The 20,248-nt window shown below is 44.9% G+C and carries 18 protein-coding genes; 2 read left to right on the top strand and 16 right to left on the bottom strand.

What is annotated here, in order from left to right; genetic code table 11:
- Window positions 1-418: 418 nt before the first annotated feature.
- From cobI to K6C05_RS09030, 3 genes are all read right to left on the bottom strand, one after another.
- Entirely contained in the window at window positions 419-1,117 is a 699-nt protein-coding gene (cobI, locus tag K6C05_RS09040) for a precorrin-2 C(20)-methyltransferase (RefSeq protein WP_296733857.1), read from the bottom strand.
- A 6-nt stretch (window positions 1,118-1,123) separates the two neighbouring features.
- On the bottom strand, window positions 1,124-1,624 hold the full coding sequence (locus K6C05_RS09035; RefSeq protein WP_296733854.1) for a hypothetical protein: 501 nt from the start codon (window positions 1,622-1,624) through the stop codon (window positions 1,124-1,126).
- 89 nt (window positions 1,625-1,713) lie between these two features.
- On the bottom strand, window positions 1,714-2,811 hold the full coding sequence (locus K6C05_RS09030; protein ID WP_296733852.1) for an HAD family hydrolase: 1,098 nt from the start codon (window positions 2,809-2,811) through the stop codon (window positions 1,714-1,716).
- A gap of 312 nt (window positions 2,812-3,123) precedes the next feature.
- Here K6C05_RS09030 and trxA point away from each other — a divergent pair, with 312 nt between their 5' ends.
- Complete coding sequence (trxA, locus tag K6C05_RS09025; protein WP_296733850.1) at window positions 3,124-3,435, top strand: thioredoxin; 312 nt, start codon at window positions 3,124-3,126, stop codon at window positions 3,433-3,435.
- Window positions 3,436-3,548: 113 nt separating this feature from the next.
- On the opposite strand, the gene deoD is transcribed toward trxA, so the two are convergent.
- From deoD to K6C05_RS08975, 10 genes are all read right to left on the bottom strand, one after another.
- Entirely contained in the window at window positions 3,549-4,259 is a 711-nt protein-coding gene (gene deoD / locus K6C05_RS09020) for a purine-nucleoside phosphorylase (protein WP_296733862.1), read from the bottom strand.
- Window positions 4,253-4,921, bottom strand: coding sequence for an HAD family phosphatase (locus K6C05_RS09015; protein WP_296733848.1), 669 nt, complete (start codon window positions 4,919-4,921; stop codon window positions 4,253-4,255). Before K6C05_RS09015 ends, deoD begins: the two co-directional genes overlap by 7 nt.
- 218 nt (window positions 4,922-5,139) lie before the next feature.
- Window positions 5,140-5,892, bottom strand: a complete 753-nt coding sequence (locus K6C05_RS09010) for a hypothetical protein (RefSeq protein ID WP_296733846.1) — start codon at window positions 5,890-5,892, stop codon at window positions 5,140-5,142.
- 51 nt (window positions 5,893-5,943) lie between these two features.
- On the bottom strand, window positions 5,944-7,149 hold the full coding sequence (nrfD, locus tag K6C05_RS09005; RefSeq protein WP_296733844.1) for an NrfD/PsrC family molybdoenzyme membrane anchor subunit: 1,206 nt from the start codon (window positions 7,147-7,149) through the stop codon (window positions 5,944-5,946).
- Between the two features lie 2 nt (window positions 7,150-7,151).
- Window positions 7,152-7,934, bottom strand: a complete 783-nt coding sequence (locus tag K6C05_RS09000; protein ID WP_296733843.1) for a 4Fe-4S dicluster domain-containing protein — start codon at window positions 7,932-7,934, stop codon at window positions 7,152-7,154.
- A 15-nt stretch (window positions 7,935-7,949) separates the two neighbouring features.
- Window positions 7,950-9,437 (bottom strand): [FeFe] hydrogenase, group A, encoded by a 1,488-nt coding sequence (locus K6C05_RS08995; RefSeq protein WP_296733841.1) that lies wholly within the window; start codon window positions 9,435-9,437, stop codon window positions 7,950-7,952.
- A 252-nt stretch (window positions 9,438-9,689) separates the two neighbouring features.
- Window positions 9,690-10,907, bottom strand: coding sequence for a [FeFe] hydrogenase H-cluster maturation GTPase HydF (gene hydF, locus K6C05_RS08990; protein ID WP_296733838.1), 1,218 nt, complete (start codon window positions 10,905-10,907; stop codon window positions 9,690-9,692).
- A 1-nt stretch (window position 10,908) separates the two neighbouring features.
- Entirely contained in the window at window positions 10,909-12,327 is a 1,419-nt protein-coding gene (hydG, locus tag K6C05_RS08985) for a [FeFe] hydrogenase H-cluster radical SAM maturase HydG (RefSeq protein WP_296733836.1), read from the bottom strand.
- A gap of 9 nt (window positions 12,328-12,336) precedes the next feature.
- Window positions 12,337-13,344 carry a [FeFe] hydrogenase H-cluster radical SAM maturase HydE gene (gene hydE, locus K6C05_RS08980; protein WP_296733860.1) on the bottom strand — a complete coding sequence of 336 codons (1,008 nt, stop codon included), beginning with the start codon at window positions 13,342-13,344 and terminating at the stop codon, window positions 12,337-12,339.
- Between the two features lie 191 nt (window positions 13,345-13,535).
- Window positions 13,536-15,446, bottom strand: coding sequence for a flagellar hook-basal body complex protein (locus tag K6C05_RS08975; RefSeq protein ID WP_296733833.1), 1,911 nt, complete (start codon window positions 15,444-15,446; stop codon window positions 13,536-13,538).
- Between the two features lie 215 nt (window positions 15,447-15,661).
- Here K6C05_RS08975 and K6C05_RS08970 point away from each other — a divergent pair, with 215 nt between their 5' ends.
- The gene (locus K6C05_RS08970) at window positions 15,662-16,966 is read left to right on the top strand and encodes a metallophosphoesterase family protein (protein WP_296733831.1); all 1,305 of its coding nucleotides are present in this window, start codon (window positions 15,662-15,664) and stop codon (window positions 16,964-16,966) included.
- 153 nt (window positions 16,967-17,119) lie between these two features.
- Here the strand turns inward: K6C05_RS08970 and K6C05_RS08965 are convergent, their stop codons facing one another.
- The 3 genes from K6C05_RS08965 to K6C05_RS08955 form a co-directional block, all read right to left on the bottom strand.
- Entirely contained in the window at window positions 17,120-18,433 is a 1,314-nt protein-coding gene (locus K6C05_RS08965) for a (Fe-S)-binding protein (protein ID WP_296733828.1), read from the bottom strand.
- A gap of 1 nt (window position 18,434) precedes the next feature.
- A complete protein-coding gene (locus tag K6C05_RS08960) occupies window positions 18,435-19,820 on the bottom strand; it encodes an FAD-linked oxidase C-terminal domain-containing protein (protein WP_296733826.1) in 1,386 nt (461 codons plus the stop codon).
- A gap of 165 nt (window positions 19,821-19,985) precedes the next feature.
- Window positions 19,986-20,248 (bottom strand): L,D-transpeptidase (locus K6C05_RS08955; RefSeq protein WP_296733823.1); only part of this gene is annotated, 263 nt, incomplete at its 5' end.

Below are 20,248 nucleotides of genomic sequence, written 5' to 3'. Positions count from 1 at the left end.
CATTGTTCAAATTTTTCTTCTTTAGAAGAAAAATCTTCCAATTAGCGTTTCAACGAGCTGGGAGATATGCTCGCCAGCTGTTGTAGTTTGTTTTCCCCCACCTAAAGAGGAAGGGGACATCTTAAAGCTCGTTATAAAAATCCATTATGAGTGCCCATATCCCCTTTGGATGTGGTGGACCTGGCACCCGTCAACATCGGACAAAACTCATATTACAGAATTATACCGCCTTTACGGATTTTTTGCCACAGAAAAATATCATATCTGTTTTCCGGATGGACAAGGTAAGCAATAATCCCGGAAATAGAAAAATGGGTTGTTTAATCAACCCATTCCCCTTGTATTGTATAACTAACTATCCAAGACACCGGTCAGACATCCATTTATTTCCCTGAACCTACAGGTATTATACACTCACTCATATATTCCCCTTGGCCAGTATTGTAGAAAGATAATTTAGTCTGCGGTGCTTTTCCGTGGCAATATTTTCTATAACCTCCTGATCAGGCAGGCCGCATCTGCTCACAAGGACTGAATCCTCCAGCATATTGGTATCAGCAAGCATCTCAGCAATCCTGTCAAGATTTTTGGATACCTTCATGATCACTGCACTGTCACAGGCAGCTAAAGCCTGCCTGATTTTTTCTTCCGGAGCAGTAGCAGGTATAATGCTTAAAATATCATCGCCTTCAACGGATGAACGGCCTAACTGGCTGGCTATGGCACAAAAAGCCGGAATTCCAGGAACAGTTTCCACAGCTATACCAGCCTTTTCCAGACGGTTAAAGATATAAATATATGTACTGTAGAACATCGGGTCACCAAGGGTAAGAAACACCACCTGTTTTCCTGTCTGAACCAGCTCAATAATTTGACCGGCATTATCATCCCAGGCACCGGTATCCTTTTCAAAGCCCATTATCATTGGGTATATCTGATATATTACCTGAGTTGTTTCACCAATATATCCTCTGGCAATGTCCAGTGCTACGCTGCCTTCCTTTTTCTCAGTTCTGGGTGCAATTATTACATCAGCTGATTTTATGGCATTAACTGCCTTTACGGTAAGCAGCTCCGGATCGCCAGGGCCTACGCCAATACCAATCACTCTGCCCATCAAGGCTTACCACTCCTCAGCATATATAATCTCAGTTATTATCCCGAAATTATTTACATAAAAGGTCATGGAGCGATTGGTATTTTCCAGCTTGTAATAGTAAAACATCCTATCCGTATACTGCTTTTTCTCCCCCATGCCAAACATTCCGGCAACGGTCTGATATGGAATACCAACAGTCAACCCACTTGGAGTATCCAGATTGCTTCCCTTCAGGTTGACATTTGTAACCTGAAGTTTATTTTCAGGGGTAGGATCATCATCCTTTACCCGGGCAGTTACACTATAGCTCTGATTGTAAATATATCTTACCCCTCTGCAGCCATCTGAATTAAACCACTTTTTCTCCTGAGGTTCGCCAAAAATACTCTTTACATACTCCAGCGTGCATCCATGGCCAACTCCTCCGATATACATTTCCGATTCAGGCATCCAATGAGCCAGGGCTACAGCACTTGTACTCACAAAAAATACACACAGGGCAATCGCTGTCTTTATCAACTTCATAAAAATCCTCATCCTTTGCAAAAATACATTATGACCACCTTACAGTAAAAACTGCACGGGACATGAAAGCATCCTGATATAAATGTGTGTTAATCTGTACGGCGGACATTGTCACCATAAATGGTCTTGAAATCATCCCGCATGGAAATGGTGGTCCAACCATATTTTTCACAGGCCGCACGCATCTTTTCGGCGGATTTCAGATTACCGCGCTCACGCACCAGGTCATCACAAAGGAGACCAAAAGCCAGGGCCTTGTACTTATTATCATTTATGGTGTAATTCAGCATACTTGAATCACTGGTAGAATTTCCAAAAGCCAGAACCGGCTGTTTGCCTATTTCCCTGACTATATTTGAAACCTTGTTCATCTGCAGGTCCTTCAAAATAAATTCACCACGGACTACCTCATCACCTGGCTTATAGGTGTATGCCAGGCCATCAGCACCAGCCTGATGTGACGCAAAATACTCAACATCAGTACCGATTATGTTATCTGAATCAACCGGCATAATATCTGAAACCAAAACCCTGACAGCCTGTCTGTCAGAACCTGATACCACAAACACCTTAAACTTATTGGCATTCAGATAAGACACAACTTCAACTATAGGCATGTAAAAGGATTCCCCACGCTTCAGGTTTGAAAGTCCCTCAGCAGGGGTTTCCATAAAGGCCCTTACATAAGCATCGTATTCCGGCAAAGTCATACCGGCAAATACTGCAGCCTGAGCCTGTGCCTGACCACTGTTAGGCACAGGAACACCTATATGCTCCACGGCATTTTTTACCTGCTCAGCATCAGCACGGTCCTTTTCAGTAGGAGTGTAGCTAGGATCATTCAAAGCCCTGTGAATGTGCATCATCCATTCGAAATAAGACGGCGTAGTTTCGCAGAGAATCGTACCATCCAAATCAAACACAGCAATGCGGTCTTCCACCGGGATAAAATTTTTACTCTTAGGATTAGTAACATCCTTTACATAGCCTGTAAGCTGCTTGTAGGCAGCAGCTTCCTTGTTCCAATACTTGAAATTACTGCCATTCGCATTTACAGAAATCTTTGCCAGCTCAGTGCGGGATACTGCCTCGGTATTCTGCACCCCCACCATGCTGCCAATACCTATCATGACAGCAACCAATGTCGAACATGCCTTACCAAACCTCATATACATCACCTTTTCCATAAAATTTAAGCTTGTGGCAGCCTTAAGAATTCAACTGTACAAATTAACTGTTCATGCTGCCAAAAACTCATATATTATTACTTGCATCTATCTTGTTATTATACCATTAATATACAAAATCAAGAAACTATTAAAAAAATATCTTTTTCTTCCGGCCAATTCCATTGAGATATTCCCCCACAGGCAGAAAAATTAAAACAATGATATCTCTTCACAAGGAATTAGGCACATAAATATAGAATACCTATAAAATAAATATTTTTTAATGTTCATCATGCATACAATTACCAAAATACAAAGGAGGAAATAACAATGGCTGAAGTAAAGATTACAAAGGATAATTTCCAACAGGAGGTACTGGAATCTGATATTCCGGTAATTCTTGATTTTTGGGCCAGCTGGTGCGGCCCATGTAAAATGATGGCACCAATTCTGGAGGAAATTGCCAATGAAAATGAAGGCTCAATAAAAATCGGCAAAGTCAATGTAGACGAGGAGCCTTACCTTTCATCCCAGTATGGTATTGTAAGCATACCAAGTCTCTATGTCTTCAAAAACGGCAAGGTTACAAACCAATATATAGGCTACATACAAAAGGAAGCTGTACTGGCACTGCTTGATTGACCAGCCAGGACACGGGATTGATAAACAAAAATCTCTTTGAGAAATCAAGTCTCAAAGAGATTTTTTATTGTCGCTACAAAAATTGGGAACAGAATGTCCCAACGCAGTATTCATTATGCCTTGATAATGGTCTCCAGGGCTATTTCAACCATATCATTAAAGCCGCTCTGGCGTTCCTCGGCAGATATTACCTCCCTGGTCAGGAAGTGGTCACTGACAGTGAAAATTCCCAACCCCTGTACTGCGTACTTGGCCGCCAGCATATAAAGTGCAGCAGTTTCCATTTCCACAGCCAAAATACCATATTGACTCAATTTCTCGTTATCTATTTCATCATCATAAAAACGGTCAACTGTAATAATATTTCCGACCTTTGTGCTGATATTTAATTTCTTGGCACTCTCAACAGCCTTGCACAACAGGTTAAAATCTGCAATAGGTGCATAGTTAATGGTAGGTCCGAATACATTGCGCACGATTGAAGAATCTGTAGTAGCACCCTGGGCAATAACAACATCCCTCATTTTGATATCATTGTGCATGGCGCCACAGGTGCCGACACGGATTAATTTTTTTACACCATAATCCCTGATGAGCTCATTCACATAAATAGCTATGGAAGGTATTCCCATACCAGTCCCCTGAACAGATACCGGTACCCCCTTATACTCCCCCGTGTAGCCAAAGGCACCACGGATCTCATTGTACAGCTTTGGCTCCTTCAGATATGTTTCGGCGATATGCTTCGCACGAAGCGGATCCCCTGGAAGCAGAACTCTTTCGGCAATGGCACCTTGTGGTGCAGCTAAATGTAAACTCATGATAATCTCCTTTCAATACAATGGTGAATGTCAATTTCATCATGGCAGGCCACTATCCTGTCAGCCCTGCTCAGATCCTGGGGGCCGGAATTTGGATTATAAAACCCTATACAATACATTCCCGCCGCCTTGGCCGCTGTCACCCCTGCCGTGGCATCATCTATCACGGTACAATTCTCCGGAAGGACATCCAACTCATGGGCAACAGTCAGAAAAATCAGTGGATCAGGCTTGCTTCTTGGCAAATCATTACCACTGACCATTACATCAAAAAATTTCTTTAATTCAAAACGCTCCAGCACCAGCTGAATCATCTCCATCGTGGATGATGAACCGAGACCTATGGCAAACCCATTGGCCCGTAAGCGTTCCAGCAAAGCCTTCAACCCCGGCATAAGTGTAACTGATTCGTCATTGGTCAGCATCTCCTTGTACAGCTTATGCTTGCGCTGTGCCAATTCCTGCCAGGACACCTTACAGTCCGGGTTTTCCTTTACCATTGTACCATAAAAGTCCTTGCTGCTGCGTCCTACAAATGTGGCCAGACGCCGGTCACTTACATCTATCCCCACGTCGGCCAGTACTTTTTTCTTTGCCTTGGCATGTATGGGTTCACTGTCGTAAATAACTCCGTCCATATCAAAAATAAAGGCTTTTTTTACCATATATGCTCCTGTCACTAAATATATAGAACTGCCATAAATAGCTACTGAATCCTCTAAATTATATCACAATATCCCGGATAAGAGTATACAAAAACATGGCATTGACCAGCTTCAGCAGGTCAATGCCATATCATACCATATTAATATTATGCTCCCTGCTCAGTGGGTTTCCTCATCAAATAAGAAGATGGGATATATTCAGCCTTGTACCGAAGGCTCTAGTCCAATGTGCTGAGCTGTAGGATTACAGCCGCCGGGTAGTACTTGAAGCTCATGGATTCCCCTGAGCCCATGGACACCACATCACCGCTTTTCAGCTTATTTTTCCAGCCATATATGCCAACATATTTGTCCAGATCAGATGAGGCATTCAGCATACTTCTGTCGAAGGCTGTATCACTATCTTCCAAAACAATCAGTCTGTCAATGGTATAGGTACACGGATCAAAGGTAACTATCAGTCCAATATCCTGATAGTACCAGGATCCCACCAGAAGTCCACATCTTTCCTGGGTCTCAGCAGGAGTCAGGTTACGGGCTGCCCCATATTTTGCAAGCAAATCAGTCATCTTCATATCAAGATACAGACCGCCAACAGTTTCCGTATGAGACGCAGCAGCTCTCATAGGTGCCAGCACAAGGCTGTCATTTAATCTGATTGTTTTCCTGCCGGACACAGTAGCCCAATAAACATTCATGAATTTGGTTCCACTCAGGTCAGCCAATGTCAGTGTAGCACTGCCGGTAGCAGCATCACCGACAAAATTTTCCGCATCAGCAATCCGTACACCATTAAGGGCACTATTGGTTATTTCCACCGGCCTGTGGCCGTTCTGGTCAATCCATGTCCCGCCTATGCAGTCGTACATCCTATCAAGATTTTCTGTTTCCTTGAAAGCCGTATTGGCAAAGGCTGTAGTAAAAAATCCAGCCACCAGCACCAGCACTGCCAATGTAATAAAATGTCGCATATATTCACTCCCTTACATGCAGAAATCCACCCAACCGGCAAAGCTTCAGCCTTAATGTCTCTTGGTACGCAGCAGGGACCAGATAAGGTTCTTTATATCCTTGTCCTTGTCAATCTTGATCTGAACAGCCCGTTCATTGCCCAGAATATTGAAATTCTCTACCAGGAAGCAATATATCAGCACACCCATGGAGATTAAGCCGATGCTTACAATAAACTCGCCTATTCCCGGGAAATAAGCTCCGGATTCATACATTGAGGTAAATACACAGTTCAGGCGATTAAGAATAACACCCAGTACCGTAAGCCAGGCATATGTCAATAGCCCCCACTTCTTTTTCCCCAATGGACTGAATATTATCAATATCGGTATTATTATGCCGAAAAGCATTTCAATACAGTACATATTGCTCTGAAGCGTACCCTGGAATACATAGGACCACTGATCAAGAGTGATGATATCATACAGCTTCATCACCAGATAAACCACCATGATGCGGGCCCCGACCTTGGTCAGGCTGAGCATGATATCATGAGGTATTTCATGACCATAGGCGGTTTTTGCCAGGGAGGTTTCTACAGCTACCATGGCAGAGCCTATAAAGAAGGATGAAAGCAGGAAATACACCGGCAAAAATTCACTCCACCAGAGTGGGAACATCTTTTCCTTCATAATGAGGAAAAGTCCACCCAATGAGGATTGATGAAGTACCGGGAATACCAGACCGATAACTATCAGTACCGGCAATATCTTCACCACATATTTATGCAGTTTCTTCACCAGCACACGCTCGGTGATTATTTCAAAAAACTCCACACTGAGGATAGTGGTATAAATGGAAATACACCAGAAAACCTCAAAGAGCACCGAGGTATATCCCCATGACACAAAAGGCCGCCAGAAGTTGAACCACTGCCCTATGTCCAGAAACAACCCGGCCATAACCAGTATATAGCCCAGCAGGGATGTCAGCAGGGCTCCCCTGGCCACAATCCCATATTGCTTATATCGGAACATACTCACCAGCAGGGCCGTTGAGTATCCTCCACCGGCCAAGGCTACACCACACATTACATCAAAGGCAATCCACAAGCCCCATGGTGTTTCGTCAGTAAGATTGGTAACATACTGAAAACCGGTGAGAAGGCGAAGCAGCACGGTGGCTACCATCAGAAAGACAAAGCCTGTCAGAACAAATCGCGTAGGAGTAATAGTAAAATCCCAGCCTAAAATTCTAAAACACTTATATATCCTCATGATTATTCCTCCTTCCCCTGCTCATCTTCATCGTTTGCTTTTCTGTTCTTTTCCACACGATGATTATAAACAGCAAGACCGGTAAGGAATAATGCCCAAGCCGCAGCAAAGCCAGGAACCTTGGACAGGTAGCTCTTGGTGTAATCTGTCACCGGAGTATCGCTGACAGTCTTAAAGCCTAATTCCTCAAAAGGAACATCCGATATGTACAGCCATTCCGCACCGCCTACCTCATGCTCACCATAGATATGCTTCACATAGCGGGGATCAGAATCGATAATTTCATGGGCTTTCTTCAGAAGCTCCTCCCTGGTTCCGGAGGTCAGGGCACCGGTGGTACATGCAGCAACACATACCGGGGCATCCCCATTAGTCTGGCGCTCGGAACACATCTGACATTTGGAAACCTGAGGGAACTGCTCCTCCCACTGATACTTTGGAATGGAATACGGACAGGCCACAAGGCAATAACGGCAACCTACACACAAATCAGGATAATAAACCACTGCACCTGTTTTCTTATCCTTTTGTATGGCCTTGGAGAAGCAGGCTGATGCGCAGGCAGGTTCCAGACAGTGCAGGCATTGCTTTTTTACAAAGCGCAGCTTGTCCTTGTCCTTCCCCTGGAATTCCTGAATAACCGTCCAACGGTTATCATCAAGCTCAACACGGCCATCTTTTACATTGCGGGGCTTAGCCTTAAAATTCAATTGATTATAACGCTTACAGGCGACAGTGCACCCTTCGCATCCTATACATTTTGTAATATCTACTAATACAGCCATCTATATCACCCCTTCTCAATCAAACAACCGGCTGTGCCGATCGACAAAGGTTGTATGCAAGTATTTCTCAGCCTTTTCACTGAGAGGCTTGCCGAAGAAGTTTTTATAGACGAACTGAATTTCGCCATTATCGTGGCTGCATCTCTTCTCTGAGACAACATCCTCTTTATAAATGGCTTCAATCCTTTTTTGCTTTGCCCCAATGGCATCCATAGCCTTAGGCTGTCCACCGCCACCTATGCAGCCTCCAGGGCAGGCCATAAACTCAATAAACTGCCATTTACTGCCATTGGCCTTGACACCATCCAGCAGCTTCCGGGCATTTTCCAGTCCGTGACAGACCGCTATATTTACTGAACCAACGCCAGGAATACTTGCTGTGGCTTCCTTCACAGCCTTCATGCCACGGACAGGAGTCCAGGAAAGAAGGTCAGCCGGCGGATTTGTCCCGGTGGCAAAATAATACGCTGTACGGACAGCAGCCTCGGTAACGCCACCGGTGGCTCCAAAAATACGCCCGGCACCGGTTGATTCCCCCAGCACGGAATCGTACTCCTCATCAGGAACATTATTCAGATTGATACCCTTTTTCTTCAGTAATACAGCAAGTTCACGGGTAGTAAGAACAAAGTCCATATCCCGCTGATCATCCACCTGAAGCTCTTCACGGGCAATCTCAAACTTCTTGGCAGTACACGGCATGATGGAGACATTGACTATATTTGCAGGATCAATCCCCACCTTATTGGCATAAAAAGATTTGATGGTTGCACCAAGCATATTCTGCGGAGACTTGCAGGTAGACAGATTATGCATCAGTTCAGGATAAAAATACTCACAATACTTTACCCATCCCGGGCAGCAGGAGGTCAAATGTGGTATTTCATCCTTCTTTTCAGTGAGACGATGCACGAATTCAGCAGCTTCCTCCATAATGGTAAGATCGGCAGCAAAACAGGTATCAAACACAGAATCAAATCCCGCAGCCTTCAAGGCCCCGACCATTTTCTTGCCGATGCTGGTTCCCTGTGGCATCCCGAATTCCTCTCCCAGGGAAACCTTGGTAGCAGGAGCAGTCTGTACCACTACATGTTTGGTATCATCATCAATGGCATCCAATACCTTTTGCACATGGCTTTTTTCTGTAATTGCACCGGATGGGCACTGCATAACACATTGCCCACAATGCACACAGGCCACTTCCTGCTTCAGAGGTAGAGGGAAATTGCCATATACTCCCATTACATTCTTGCAGGCATCCACGCACTGTCCACAAAGAATACACTTTTCATCATCACGCTCAATGGACGGATTAAGCTTGCTTATGGCAACACGCCCCTTGAGATTAACAGGGAAATCCCCCTTTCCCTCATACTGACCAGATACCCAGCCTTCGCCACCGGAAGGTTTGCCCTTACAGCCGGTAGCCATTACCCCGAAGCCAAGTACGCCTGATCCGGCCACAACCTTTAAAAAATTGCGCCGCGAAATCTTGTCGCTCATACTCATACTCCCCCAAAAAATAATCCTTGATAACACACAATTGTCACAAAATTCGAACAATAATCTATGTTTATTATTTTACCATGTTATGATAAATAATAAAATACTATCTTTTTATGAAACAATTAACTTTTTCTATAAAATAGGCATTATCCAGCTATAATTTTATACTTTTGCTGAATTGCAGCCTAATTCATACAGGTACCAAAGCACCTCCGTCTACAGCTCAGATTCTCGACGGACAATACAATATCACATCACTATCTTATCCAGTATCCCTGTCAAATGAGCAATGGTTACCCCATAATTGGTCATCGGCACCCCGGCATCCTTTGCTCTCTGAATCCTGGTAAGAACATACTGCCGATTAAACATGCAGCCACCACACTGAATTATCAGGTCATATCCCGAGGGATCCTCCGGAAAATCAGTGCCACTTACCATATCCACCTGCAGCTTTTCCCCAAACCTTTTGCGCAGCATCCGGGGAATTTTCACCCTGCCTATATCTTCAGTCAGTGGTGCATGGGTACAGCACTCAGCAATTAAAACCCTTGAAGCCTCTGTCAGCCTGTCGATAAACCTTGCCCCTTCAGTATAGTAAGGTAAATCCCCTTTATATGCCGCGAACAATACAGAAAACGAGGTCAGCCTGCTGTTAGCCGGCTTGTGCTCATATACCGTTTTAAAAGCCTGGGAATCCGTAATAATAAGCTGAGGTGCTTCCCTGAGATAGGATAAGGTAACCTCAAGTTTATCCGTAGTGGTAGAAACCACCGTACATTTTCTGTCCAAAAGCTCCCGGATAGTCTGTACCTGTGGTAATATAAGGCGCCTTTTAGGGGCCTGGATATCCTGGGGCATCACCAGCAGTACCAGATCCCCTTCCCTTACCAGATCACCGGTAATAAAGGCCTCATCATAATCCTCAGGCATCATTTTGGAAAGAGCCATGCGGATTTTATCCCGATCGGCAGCATTACCGGGAGCATTGCAATTAACCTTTAACAACACATCCCTATTTTCATTCATCCTTGACAGGATTTTGTCCTTGATATCTGCTTTATCAATATTATCAAAGGAATTAATGATACACAAAACAGGAATATTTCGTTTATGAAAAACTGATAAAAGCTCATATTCCCCATCAAAGCCTGTTGTTTCATTGTCAGCAAATACCAATACGGCCAAATCTGCTTTGTCCATGGCCAATTTGGTTTTTTCCAGCCTCTGCTCCCCCAGGACAGTATTGTCCTCTATGCCCGGGGTATCAATAATGACACAGGCCCCCAGGGGATTTATTTCCATGGCCTTATACACCGGGTCAGTCGTAGTCCCCGGAACCTCTGATACAATGGAGGTATTTTGCCCGGTGATGAGATTGATCAGCGATGACTTGCCACTGTTTGTCCGGCCAAAAATTCCTATATGAAGCCTATTGGCATTTGGTGTTGTATTCAGCTCGCCCATATTAAAACCTAAAATCCCTTTTACCGTTACTGATATCAGCCAGATGTTCTGCGGCGATTCGCCTTACCTTCTCATTTGGGATTGTTTCCAGCTCCCGTTCAATCATGGCCAGGCCCTTGGCCTTAGTATCATCACTGGCATAGTCTTCCAAATATTCCTTCAGTGTCATAAGGGCATTTGGGTGACAGCAGTTTAGAATCTGCTTGCTCTTGCACAGGGACATAAACCGGTCTCCGGTGCGTCCCTCTCTATAACAGGCCGTACAGAAGCTAGGTACATAGCCCAATGTAATCAGCCAGTTCAGCACCTCATCCAGGGTTCTCCGGTCACTGACATCAAACTGGGCAGAATTATCATCCTCCGGCTCATCCTCCACATAGCCTCCAACGCTGGTACGGGAAGCCCCACTGATTTGGGAAATACCCAGCTCCAGAGCCTTTTCCCTCACTGCCTTACCCTCACGGGTGGAAATAATCATCCCGGTATAAGGCACTGCCACACGGATAAGGGCAATGATTTTTTCAAATATCTCGTCACTTATTCCGTTATCAAAGGCCTCAGGATCAATATCATCAGCTCTCTTTACCCTTGGAACACTTATGGTATGCGGTCCCACACCATGAACAGCTTCCAGATGCTCCGCGTGCATCAGGATGCCGGCAAATTCATAGCGGTACATTTCCAGACCAAAAAGCACACCCAGTCCTACATCATCAATTCCACCTGCCTGAGCGCGGTCCATGGCTTCAGTATGATAGGCATAATCATGCTTTGGCCCGGTAGGGTGCAGCTTTTCATAAGCTGTTTTGTTATAGGTCTCCTGGAACAGGATATAGGTACCTATCCCCGCCTCATGGAGTTTTTTGTAATTTTCCACTGTGGTAGCGGCAATATTCACATTAACCCGACGGATGGCACCATTTTTATGCTTTATATTGTAAATTGTATTGATGGATTCCAGCACATACTCTATAGGATTATTGACCGGATCCTCCCCCAGCTCTATGGCCAGCCGTTTATGCCCCATATCCTGTAGTGCTATGACCTCCCGACGGATTTCATCCTGTGTCAGCTTTTTCCTGGAAATATGCTTGTTCCTGGCATGATACGGACAATACAGGCATCCATTGACACAGTAATTGGACAGGTACAGCGGAGCGAACAGCACTATACGGTTGCCATAATAATCCTCCTTGATCTGTCTTGCAAGTGCATAAATCTCCTGCAGCTTTTCCTCATTGTCACAGGCCAGCAGTACTGAAGCCTCACGATGGTCAAGGCCCTTACCGAGTTTCGCCTTGGCAATTATCGCATCAACGACTTCCATATTATCCTTGTTTTCATCTGCATACCTCAGTGTTTCCTGTATTTCCTCATCGGAAATAAACTCCTCGGCCTTCATTGATTTCATGTCATACATAGCGTTCACCTACAATCTGTAATCTCCACGGTCGCAAACAATTTTGCAGCCGATACCTTCCACACTTTTTTTCAGGCCCTCCAGTCCCTCTGCAGCTTCCTCACCTGTACATATTTTATTATCATATAAGGTATATTTTTTCCTTACCCCCTTGGGGGAGAGATTTGGCATAATAACATTGGCCCCTGCCAGCAGTCCTCTTTCACGCCCCTGGTGCTCAATGGTGCCCAATGCGGTGGTAGCCGGCAAAAGGACATGGGGCAACAACAACCTGACAATCGCCAGCAGGGTAACTGTCATTTCCGCCTTACCGGCGGCACAATTACCAAAGGGAGTATCATGCTGCGGTATGAACGGACCTATGCCAACCATATGGGGGTCGAGTTCACGCAAAAACTGCAAATCCTTATATAAGGTTCTGGCAGTCTGACCCGGTGACCCCACCATAAAGCCTGCTCCCACCTGATAACCAATCTCCTTCAAATTTCTCAGACATTCCATACGGTTGGAAAGAGACAGCTCCGGAGGATGCAGTTTGCCGTAATGTGTCATATCTGCAGTTTCATGACGCAAAAGATACCTGTCAGCCCCGGCCTCAAAATACCTTTGGTAGCTTTCCCTGTTTTTTTCTCCAATGGAAAGGGTTATTGCACAATCAGGGAATTTGTCTCTGATACTTTTTATCAGCTTACAAATCCTGTTATCAGTATAGTAAGGATCCTCTCCCCCCTGAAGTACAAAGGTACGGTATCCCAGGCCATACCCCAGATGGCAGCATTCCATAATCTCCTCGTCACTGAGGCGGTATCTGACAGCATGGGAATTCCCACGGCGTATGCCACAATAATAACAATTATTGCGACAATGATTTGTAAACTCAATAAGGCCACGGATGTAAACAGCATTGCCATATATACGGCTGCGTACTGCCCATGCCCGGTCCCGGAGGTACTCAGCTTCATTTCCCTCCAGCAGATATAGAAGCTGGTCCATGGTAATATTCTGTTTTGCTTCAATTTCATCAATAACTGAAATAAGACCACCCCTGCTTCCAGGACAATAACTATAGTTAATATGTTATTACTTTTAGAAAATTTAAGCAACACAAAGACTTTTTTTATTTGTCAGATGATTATTGGGCCCAAAACAAAAACCATCCCGGATAAAGGATGGTTTTCAGAAAAATGCACTTCAGGAGCGCTAACACTTTAACGCTTCATATTTACAGCGGTTTCAATCATCTCATCACCAACAGTTACGATTTTGGCATTAGACTGGAATCCCCGCTGGGTTATAATCATCTCGGCGAATTCATTGGCAAGGCTCACATTGGACATCTCCAAGGCCCCCGGAGTCATGACGACTCCCAATTTATTTGCCTGATCAACAACAGGTGTCCCTGAATTGGCACTCACCTTGTAAAAGCTGGTACCATTTTTAAGTAATCCTGCCGGATTTGAAAATTGTGCTACTGCAACCTGGGCCTCAGCACGGCGCACATTGTTGGAATAAATGCCTACAATGGTACCGGAGGAATCCAGCTGGACTTCGGTCAGGATTCCTTCAGTATTACCGTTACCTGAAGAACTAATGGTAGTGCTGCCTGCATATTGAGTCAATGCAGAAAAATCTACAGTAACATTCTGATCGGCAGTTCCTCCGGAAAGGGTAATGGTGCCCTGAACATCACCCTCGGAATCCGTGACCAGGTTACCCTGGGAATCAAACTGAATCTCAGCCACAGGTAAAGATGCTGTTATTGTATTTCCTTCAGCATCAACAAGCTCTGTTGTGGTGGTCTGCCCCTTTGTTACAGAGGCATCAGGCGTCAGGGATACAAGCCATTTATTTGAAGTACTTTCATTGCCTTCCCGAACAAAATATACAGGAATCTTATGGGTAGAGCCGGTACTGTCATAAACTGTGACCGTAGTAGTGACAGGCATGCTGTTACCGATTTTATATGAGCCTTCCGTTGCAGTGACGACGGTACCGTTACTAAGGGTAATAAGCGCCGGTGAATCCTTGCTGGCAACGGTAGAAGACACCGTAATCGCAACCTGTGTTACACCAAGGCTTTCCTCCAAAGGTGAGTCAAGTGTCAGCACCAGGTCATCAGTTCCGTCTGTTATAGTAATCGTATCGCTGCCGGCAGTTGCTCCACCAGCCTTTACCTGCCAGTTTTTGGTATAATCCAGGTTCTTGTCAATGCCAACTACGGTAAAGCTTTTGCCATCAATCCGGGCAATAAGCGGATAAGTCTCAGTTACACTGCTCTTGGTAAGAATTGACTGCGGTACTGTCAATATGGCTCCCTTGTCACTTTCAAAGGTCGCTGCAGGGGACAATTTTGCAGTTACAACATCGCCATCTTCATTCACCCACTCTGCAGTCGTATCGCCAAGTTTGATATCCTCCTTGGCACTCCAGGTCTTACTGCTGTCCAAATTACCGGAAATCCCCACAACAGCATATTGCTTGCCGCCAAATTCAACCGGTAATGGATTATCCTCACTTACATCGGACACCAGAATGGTTGTGTTCACCTGCTCGCCGCCACTTATTCCGGTTACTACAGGCAGTTCAGCATCCAAATTATAGAAATAGCTTACTAAATCCGTAGCCTTGGCAGGCATAATCTGCCCCTTCTGAACCTTGATATCCCCCACTGAACCGGAAGCATTGATTACTCCGTCAGCAGCCATCCATCCCTGAACATAATGTCCGGTTCCCGGAAGCACATAATTGCCCTCGCCATCAAAAGCAAAAGCACCATCACGGGTATAATAAGTTTCATTCCCACCTCTTACTATGAACAACCCTTCCCCGGATAAGCACAGATCAGTGTTTTTATCTGTAGTAACAGGTGCACCATTTTTGAAAATTGTATCCACACTGGACAGATTAACCCCCAAACCTATCTGGAGAGGATTGGTACTGCCAACTGTACCAGTAGGAGCGGCAGCATTTTTCAGGGTTTGCGAAAGCATATCAGAAAAAGTCGTGCGCCCGGATTTAAAACCTACTGTATTAACATTGGAGATATTGTTGCCTACAACATCCATCTTGGTCTGATGATTTTTTATTCCCAAACGCCCTGTATACAATGCACGCATCATAACACATTTCTCCTATCATTCCATATGCAGCTCACGCAATTGCGTTGATATATTTTAGGAATTAATCTTACACATGAATATATTTTATCAAAAATACTCCTATACAACAATGGATTACACATACATTTTTATCAAAAATATACTTGACTAAAGTTCCCTTGTGCCTGTTAAATAAGTCTAAAGGAATTTCACATACATAACAGGACTGGTAACCAATGACAAAAAACAAAAAAATCTCACGGCGTAATTTTATAAGACTACTTGCAGGCACAGCTGCTATAGTTGCCGGGGGCAGTCTCTGGGGGCTCAGAAAGACCCCATTGGGACGCGACCTGGAGACTCAGGCCCGAAACCTGTTACAGGACAAACAGACTCAATACCTGCGTCAGCTTGTCACAGAGGACAATAACCACACCAGAAGGATAATGTGGGCCGCTGAAAGCCCCATGACAAATCCACAGGTCTGCCTGCGGGGACAGGCTGAAAGTTCCATAAGACAGCTATTTGTCCCAAAGGATGTTTCCTTTACTGATGACGGGGAAAATCACCGTCAGTATTCTGCTGTGATGGATAATCTGAACCCTGATACAGCCTATGAATTCTCCATCAGGGATGGTGATGCCCAAAGCGACTGGTATCCTTTCAGGACCTCAGCAGAGGATAAGTCAAAGTTTTCCATGCTGATTTTCACCGATTCACAATCCAGCGATTACAGTGATTGGCGTAATGTAGCCCAAAATGCCATAAAGCGTCATCCTGAAGCTGAAATTTTCACCAACCTTGGTGATCTGGTAGATAACGGAGAGGACAGCAGTCAATGGCGGGCATGGTTCAGTGCCCTTGACGGTATCATTGATAAAATCCCCTTTGCACCTGTTATGGGCAATCATGAATGCTACGACCGTAACTGGCAGGAACGCCTGCCTGAAGGCTACCTGAACTATTTTGAGGTTCCTGACAACAAAAGCACCGGGTTTGGCCGATACTACTACTCCTTTGATTACGGGCAGGTACATTTCACGGTCATCAATACCCAGGAGGAGGAAATCAGGGATATTCGCCCGGGTCTGATGGAAGAACAGTTAAAATGGCTGGAAAATGACCTGAATACCACAAAACAGAAGTGGAAGATTGTCTTAATGCACCGGGATGTTCTTCAATACCGCATTTCCCGTATACCTGAAAGAAAGGAAGGCTTTTCACCGGAGGGAATTCTTTTGATGCCTTTGTTTGAAAAGCATCATGTGAACATAGTTCTCACAGGGCATCTGCACACCTACCGCAACCGAGGCCATATATTGCAAGGCGAACACAATGCCCATGGGCCGTTATACCTTTTGTGCGGCTTATCCGGAAATGTCCGTTATGATAACCTGTGGACCGACCACGCTCTGGACAAGGTGGTAGCACCGCAGCCAGAGACAGATAATTATCTCATCATGGATGTAAGTGACAGTGAAATAACACTTCGCTGTTTCCTGCCGGATGGAAAACAGCTTGATGAAATCAGCATTTCATAAATCGTCTATCGGCAGAAATCCACTGCTGCCGATAATCAATTTTTGCTTCCACAAACAAGTCGTTAATTAGCGGCGTATATTGTTTTGCACTAAAAAGCCAGCTGAATTGAGGTACCCCCCCAAATCAGCCGGCTTTTTTACTTTACAAATTATTTACTGCTGTTTCCCCAGCCTGTATGACTCTGCCAAAAGCTGGATTGGATGATACACTACCTGCGGCATCTTATTCTGCACAATACCATCAGTTATGTGCATGCGGCAGCTTGGACAGCTGGCACATACATAATCTGCATTGGTAGCCTTGATATTCTCACATTTTCTGTCATTTATCTGACGGGACAACTCATAATGGGCCAAACTGAAGGAACCTCCGGATCCGCAGCAGCGGTCATGCTCATTCATTTCAACGAAATTCACTCCCGGAATGGCCTTCAGGATCTCCCTAGGCTGCTCGGTTACATGAATACCACGGACCATATGACATGGATCGTGCATGGTAACGGTCTTGTTAATGGTTCCCAAATTATCGGTTTTATAGCCGGTTTCTACCAGGAACTGACTGATTTCACGAACCTTATCCGCCAGTTTTTGTGCCATGGCTGCCCAATCTGGCTCATCCTTCAGCCATTTCGGATAATCCAGCAACGCCTCTACACAGGAGCCACAAGCCCCTACAATGTAGTCGCATTCATACCTCTCAAAGACCTCAATATTGTGCTTGGCCATTTCATTTGCCAGCTCAAAGGCCCCTGAAACATGCACCGGAGTACCACAGCAATGCTGTGCCCCAGGGAGAATTACCTCACAATCATTCTCCTTGAGAACATCGATAACTGCTTTACCCATATCTGTATACATAAAATTGATGGTACATCCTGTAAAGAAAGCCACCTTGTACCTAGGGTTATCTACCTTGATTACCGGCGGATACTCTGCCCTGAGAGGAGTGGACGCCAATGGAGCAGTCGCTCTGTTAGGGTCCATACCAGGTACCGGAAGCCTTGACAATACAGCATGCTTATCCGGTATATCCTTGAAGGTCAGCCAGCCAAACATTCCACCCATACGAAGCACTGTATTGAACAACGGACGATTGGAAAGAAGGCTGAATACCGTCTTTTTAATAGGGTTGAGGCCACGGGCCTTTATGGTTGCGTGGCGGGCGCGCAATATAAGCTCATCTGCCTGCACACCGCATGGACAGTTGGCCGCACAGGTCTTACAGGTAAGACACTGGGCCATCATGCCATCAAATTCCTTGGTGATTTCCAATTTACCACTAAGGATAGCCTGCATCAGTGAAATCTTACCGCGGGCTACTGAAAATTCCTTTTTCGTTTCACGGTATATTGGACATCCTGCCTGGCAATTACCGCATTTCATGCAATTGGCCAAAGCATCGTCTATATCCTTAAGCAGCGTGGCATCCTGCTTGTTAATCTCATCTGCGGTTATTTCATTAGCCATATTAACACTCTCCTATCAGCTTGCCAGGATTCAGGATCAGATTTGGATCCAATGCCCGCTTGATAGCCTTCATGGCATTCATACCTTCCTTACCATGCTGAAGCTCCATCCATGGTAATTTACCAAGTCCGATTCCATGCTCCCCGGAAAGAGTACCACCCAATTCAACAGCGCCACGGAAAATAACATCCATAGCCTGATGAACCCGCTCCATTTCTTCCTTGTCACGCAGGTCACACACGATAGTCGGATGCATATTACCATCACCTGCATGGCCAAAGGTACCAATGGTTACATTGTAATCCTTGGCGGCCTTCTTAACGATCTTCAGGAACTGGGTCAGCTTACTTCTAGGAACAGTGGCGTCCTCAACAAAGGTGGTAGGACGGAGCTTGGCCAAGCATGGCAGGGCCATACGGCGTGCAGTCCAAAGCTGTTCCTTGTGTTCAGCAGACTTGGCCAGGGTAACCTCTGCAGCATTGTTCTTCTTCAGAACCTCCAGGACCTTCTTCTTTTCATCAGCAACGATGATAGGATGCCCATCAACCTCCAAAAGCAATATAGCTTCTGCATCCACAGGAAGACCTACATGCATGAAGTCCTCAACTGTACGGATAGATGAGTTGTCCAGGATTTCCATAGTTGCAGGAATAATCTTGGCCGCGATAATATCAGATACGGCGTTGCCCGCATCTTCAAGAGTATTAAATACAGCGATCATGCTGGCCTGTGCCTCAGGCTTCGGGACCAGCTTCAAATATGCCTTGGTCACAATACCCAGGGTACCTTCAGAGCCTGTAAAGAGCTTGGTCATATCGTATCCGGAAACATCCTTTACATTCTTGCCACCGGTATGAATAATATCACCATTGGCCAAGACTACCTCCAGCCCCTGAACATAGTTTTTGGTAATACCATATTTCAGACCACGGAGGCCACCGGAATTTTCACAGATAGTTCCACCCAGGCTGGCAGTTTTTACAGTACCAGGATCAGGAGGATAAATCAGACCATGAGGTGCTACATAGTCATTGATATCCTGGACAATGACACCCACCTCAACCTCAGCAATGAGATTCTCCAGGTCAAGATCAAGTATTTTGTTGAATCTAAGCATCAACAATACGATTCCGCCTTTAAGCGGTGCAGTACCTGCTGAAAGATTTGTCCCGGACCCTCTTGGATAAACAGGGATTTTGTGCTCATTGGCAAACTTCATGATTGCAGATACTTCCTGAACATTTCCAGGGGATACCACAACATCAGGCATATAAATATGACCTGGGGTTGCATCATATGAATACGCATAAAGCGCCTCTTCAGAACAAAGAACATTGTCTTCACCAACAATTTTCTTCATTTCAGCAATTAGTTGGTTTTTTTCCATATAAACTCTCCTTTTTTACCAAATCTAATCGATTACATCCTTGCTGAATTTGTTCGACAAATTCATTCATAATCCTTCTAAAAAAAAATAAAACTAGCCAATAAATTATCGGCTAGTCCATAAATACCACTAATACCATAGCTTCCGAGGCATAAAAATTTTCAATTAATTTTCTAAAATTATTACATTTACCCCTACCCCGTCATTTTTTGCGGAAATAAATTCCTTTAATTCCTCCAAATCATGATTGCGCAATCTGATACAGCCTTCCGAGGCATTGGTGCCTACACTGGCAGGATCATGGGTACCATGTATCCCAATACCATCCCAACCGGTGTTCAATGAAATAAACCACTTGCCGTAGGCCCCAGGAATTTCGCCCTTGCCATCTCCGAAATCATGAGTCCAGTCACCGGCATAATAAATAG

Source organism: Anaerovibrio sp. (assembly GCF_024697385.1).
In the GTDB taxonomy this organism is placed as follows: Bacteria; Bacillota; Negativicutes; order Selenomonadales; family Selenomonadaceae; genus Anaerovibrio.
This window is presented reverse-complemented; position numbering and strand designations above follow the sequence as displayed.